The organism is Pseudomonas sp. RA_105y_Pfl2_P56 (assembly GCF_963970845.1).
In the GTDB taxonomy this organism is placed as follows: Bacteria; Pseudomonadota; Gammaproteobacteria; order Pseudomonadales; family Pseudomonadaceae; genus Aquipseudomonas; species Aquipseudomonas baetica_A.
Map to the genome: position 1 here is coordinate 1 of NZ_CAXAPL010000080.1, position 4,557 is coordinate 4,557.

The following is a 4,557-nucleotide window of genomic DNA, read 5'->3' on the forward strand; positions in this document are numbered from 1 at the left end:
CTGATCAATCAGCTCTTTCGGGATCGAAGGAAACTGGGGTTTGACCTCCGAGGCCGGTTTCTTTTTGGTCGGCATACATGCTCCTTTTCAACATGTTATGCCCGAACACAAAATTTCTGACAGTCTCCGTTTTCGGAGCACTTCCCAAACGTGGTTCGTCCCATTTACCACTCCTAGCGAGTTGTCAACTTCGTTGGCACCTCTATCGAATCAAACAAGTAAACATCTTCAACCGAGCACTCTGGATATATCCATTTCTCCCAGTTCGCAACAACCCACTCCCTCGAAATTCCGTGTTCACCCGATGCGCAGCTTTCCAATGGCAAATGCACCAGTAATAACCCTGATTTATTCCCGGAAGCCACTACCAGAGAATGGCCAAAATTTTCGTCTGGTATATCGACCACCATGAAGTCCACAATCGCTTCGTACGGCCAACTGGCGGGCACCCGAAAAACCTGCCCCCTGACAATAACGGGATCTAAGCATTCGACGAGTTTGATACTATTCATCACTTCATCCTCAAATCATGTTTACCCGAGTCATCTTTGGATTTAGGAATAGGTGTCAAATCAAACTTAACCTCTCCTTGATGTTTCCCTCGGCTATTCACCTGTTCCCACCTACCGTGCTGACTGTCAACTGCGTAAAAATATCCATCGGATCCGGCATAAACATCTCTGCCATTCAATTTCGTCAGGAAACTGTCCTTAGGCCAACCCAGGGAATCGGCTAACTCCCTTGCTCTGGTTTTTACAATCGCCACCCGTTCACCCGAAGGGAGGGTAGCCAAAGACTTCTCAAATTCCGACGCAGACTGCCCCCACGGCAGGCTATAAACGTTCCCTAACGACGGATTTTCTACGATAGGCGTTGTGTACGTACCGTCTCCCGTCTCAACGACCGGGCTCCCGCCCGTGTCGGTGGGCAAAGAGGGTTGCGTCACGAAACCGCCAACGCTTACAGGATGCAGAGTGTCATTATCTACGGCTGGATTCGTCAATACTCCATATTTTGGGTCCAGTAACGTGACCGGAAAGGTCGTACCCAGCATCAAGGCCCACAGTTCAGCCGAAATGGATAACTGCTGAGATCCGCTATAACCCGCCTCACCGGCAGACGCGGGTAAAACGGGGACAGACTACGTTTTCGGAGCACTTTCTAAACGTGGTCTGCCCCCCATTTACCATTAGAATTTTTTTCTAATCTCTTCGCCCTCGCGACAGGACAGGACCGGAAAATGATGTCCAAGGGCAGGTCATTTCAATAGCTGATCCGGAACTGCTCTGCCTGTTTGGACATCAACACTATAGCTACCACCATCCCATCTATAAGCTTTAAGCTGCCCTCCTTCCATGAAAATATTGGTAAATGGGTCCCCATCAGAATCAAAATCAGAACTCACCTGCCAAACTACGCTTCCCGCGTCATCAATCAAAAAAACATTTCTCGCGCACTCCATCAAACCATACAACGCTTCCTGACCCAGGCGATCAAGCAGTACAACACTTCGCAAGTCCGAAACGGGGATGGCTTTTGAAATTGAGTCCAGTCCGATAACTCTATTCATCGCAAGCTCCTTGGAACTCCAAAACTTTCATCTGGTATCTTACTCAGCAACTGATACTGAACTCCACCTTTACTGCTTGCTCCAAATTGCGGCTGAGCCGCCACACGCCCTACTTGCATATTAGTTCCCGGAGGAACAGAAACTTCCGCAACCTGCGTTGGGACTTTCGGCAATGCCAAATGCTGTTGAATCTGTTCAGGTGTCATGCCTGCAATTTCGTCCGCCCTTACTAAAAATGCTCCTTGAGGGTTATCGACAGTAGGGATCCCTCAGGGACAGACCACGTTTATTTAAACGTAGTCTGTCCCATTTATCCCTCTGAACACTTCGAAGCCCTGCCCAACAGGCTGCGCGCCTGTGCTCTGATCAGAGTTCCATTCAGCAGCCCTACCGCGCCGAACAGCAAAAATGCAAAGTCCACCTGCCAACCTCCTGAAAACGCCCGCCAAAAAGGGTCTTGTAGGAATGGCACTTACTTAACATGTTTTGGGTGCCCGTTTTTTCTGACATCTGCCCTTGCTGACCGACGTGGTTTGGTCAGCAAGGGGTAGGCTTGAGGTCTTCGTTTTATGGCTCGCGGCTCGATACGACCAGGCCGATTTCCGACGTGCCTCTGAGCAATCAGCATCAATAAATTCGACAGGCCATCCTCGTCTTCGGAACTGCCCCATAGCTGAAGGCTGTGTTTGAAGCTCAGTTCGCGAGGTAAACAGTCAGCTAACAGAGCCGATTGTGCCATCAGCATTCGGATCAGATTGTGAGCTAACAGATAGACCCATAACTCCTTTACTGCCATGCCTGGGGTTTTGCAGCTTAACTTGCCTAGTCCCAGCGTAGCTTTGAGATTGCGCAGATCCAGTTCAACATGCCATCGCCCCTTGTACAGCGATTTCAGGGCTGTTTTAGGTGTCTGCTTTGGGCAATGCAACGTGGTGACCAAAGTTTTCCCACCCGCCTTCAACTCCCGCACGGTCAGTCTTTCAGGCGCCTTTTCGTAATGCGTTTGACTCATCCACAGCGGTTTTCTTGCAGGCTTTTTCAATTCGATCAGGTGATCTTCCGAACCGAGACTCTGCCCTAGGCGAAAGTCCGTGCTTCGCCGTCGAGCACCGTATTGTTCGAACACGCCATCGATACCTCTTCGTTGCAACTCGCACAGCAAGAAATAGGTAGCGTAGTAAGCGTCGCCTAACAAAATGTCACCTGTTTTCAACGTGTCGAGCATTGATCTGAGCAGTGTCTGTTCATCGCCGCCCTTGCCTCGGAAACGCCCAAGGGCAGCATCTAAAACGGCGCCGCTGGAGAGGCAGACGATGCCCACCACTCGACACAACGGAAAACCAAGACCGACTTTCTGGCCGCGAGATTGCGGATAGGCGTCCTGATTAGCCGCTGTGTCGGGCATGCTGACCGTCGTGCCATCCACCAGCCGCACAGGTCGCCCCATCCAGCGCCGCGACGAGGGTGCGTTATCACTTATCGAAGCACCGGTGTGCCTGACTAGCGTGGAAACCATTTCCACAGGCAGGCGCTTTCTGGCTTTGCAGTAGGCGCCCGTGCGGGTGCTATTGGGCTTCATGCCGCCACATGACCGTTTAATCGACAGGTCGTTCACGGCGTTCTGGCAGGAGCGGTCGGCACTCATTGCTTGAGCCAGAAACATAGACAACGTTTCAGTTGGCGGAAACAGGCGTTCCCGATGTTTTGGCAGTGCAGACTCGACGCGTTGTAAGAGATCGGGAGACGTGAGGAGATTGAAAAACGCATAGGCATCGCAGTCCGAAGCGTGTCGATGAAAACGTTGCTGTTGATGCTGAAGAACTTCACGTCTACGATCCATTTGGGGCTGTGTCCTTGGTTTGTCGGGGTGTGTTCGCAACTATCACCGTAGACCAAGACCAGCCCTTCTTCATTTTTTGCTTTCAGCTCAAGTGGTTAGCTGTTAAGTAAGTGCCATTCGGGTCTGGTAGATTAATTCTTCATCAAAGATCGAATACAGAACGAACATGTTCCGTCAGTCCAATTAAATCCTCGTATGCGGACCCCTCAGGGTCTGTCCCCATTTACCACCCAAAAAAATCACCTCTTCAAAAGCATTTTTTCCAGATCCAGCACAGATAACAGCCCCACATTACTTTTCGTCATTTTTGCACTTTCAATAGCAACGTTAATCGGAACTGAATACTTTGACACATCCAAACCGAGGCTAACCATGGACCTAATGGCATCCAATGCCGCACACGTTACTTCCTCACTTTCGCGAGACATTACCTCAAGCAACACATAAAGCGCTCGCTCTTCAGCAACGTCCCCCATTGATTCACACATGCGTAAAACCCAGTACTCGCTCTTATCTCTTACAGACGATAAAAGAATCGACCAGTCATCTTCGGAAAAATCGTCCAACATATCTGAAGCTTCAACAATTGCGACATCGGACCAATAATCGATTGGAAATTCATCTATCGCAAACCGACCAATCAACTCATCATATTTCTTATACATATTATTGCCCCATAAAACTTTGTGCCGAAGCACAACCTGCGCCACAAGGATAACCTGCCGTCACATTATCACCCACTTTAACAACCTCAACCTTAACGCCATTGACCGTGGATTGATAGAGAGACGCTCCATCCGAAGTCCTTGTTGCCACCGGCTTGGTACCCCCAACAAGCTTGACGGCGTTAATTGTTTGCGCATCAGTCCAACTCTCCGAAAACAGCGTACTCTTTTTTATATTAGAAAGAGTACCGTCCTCGAACTGAGTTGCGAATTTCACCTGCCTTGAACCGTCAGCATAAGTGCTCACCACTTCCACTGCAAAATCCGGGTGCAAATTATCAAAAAATCCACCGGGGGGGGGAAGAGAAAAACAAACACTCACCCCTCCACATAGCCTTTTACTTTATAAAAGTTCTTGTAGATCCAACGCACTGACAGAAGAACTGATAGAGGCAGCCCGAGCCACTTGAATACCACGTTGA

Annotated in this window: 5 protein-coding genes; all 5 read right to left on the bottom strand. The window is 49.7% G+C overall.

Features of this window, described 5'->3' with window-relative positions:
- Positions 1-173: 173 nt before the first annotated feature.
- Positions 174-512, bottom strand: coding sequence for an Imm45 family immunity protein (gene imm45 / locus AACY11_RS27935; RefSeq protein WP_339496277.1), 339 nt, complete (start codon positions 510-512; stop codon positions 174-176).
- Positions 513-1,258: 746 nt separating this feature from the next.
- Entirely contained in the window at positions 1,259-1,570 is a 312-nt protein-coding gene (locus AACY11_RS27940) for a hypothetical protein (protein WP_205884892.1), read from the bottom strand.
- 472 nt (positions 1,571-2,042) lie between these two features.
- Positions 2,043-3,410: an IS4 family transposase gene (locus AACY11_RS27945; RefSeq protein ID WP_339496280.1), complete on the bottom strand. Its 1,368-nt coding sequence runs from the start codon at positions 3,408-3,410 to the stop codon at positions 2,043-2,045.
- Positions 3,411-3,649: 239 nt separating this feature from the next.
- The gene (locus tag AACY11_RS27950; RefSeq protein WP_339496282.1) at positions 3,650-4,075 is read right to left on the bottom strand and encodes a hypothetical protein; all 426 of its coding nucleotides are present in this window, start codon (positions 4,073-4,075) and stop codon (positions 3,650-3,652) included.
- Position 4,076: 1 nt separating this feature from the next.
- On the bottom strand, positions 4,077-4,391 hold the full coding sequence (locus AACY11_RS27955) for an EndoU domain-containing protein (RefSeq protein WP_339496284.1): 315 nt from the start codon (positions 4,389-4,391) through the stop codon (positions 4,077-4,079).
- Positions 4,392-4,557 lie beyond the last annotated feature (166 nt).

Bases quoted from the DNA above. Each gene is read 5' to 3' on its own strand.
- imm45 (WP_339496277.1), bottom strand. From the start codon at position 512: ATGAATAGTATCAAACTCGTCGAATGCTTAGATCCCGTTATTGTCAGG.
- AACY11_RS27950 (WP_339496282.1), bottom strand. From the start codon at position 4,075: ATGTATAAGAAATATGATGAGTTGATTGGTCGGTTTGCGATAGATGAA.
- AACY11_RS27940 (WP_205884892.1), bottom strand. From the start codon at position 1,570: ATGAATAGAGTTATCGGACTGGACTCAATTTCAAAAGCCATCCCCGTT.
- AACY11_RS27945 (WP_339496280.1), bottom strand. From the start codon at position 3,410: ATGGATCGTAGACGTGAAGTTCTTCAGCATCAACAGCAACGTTTTCAT.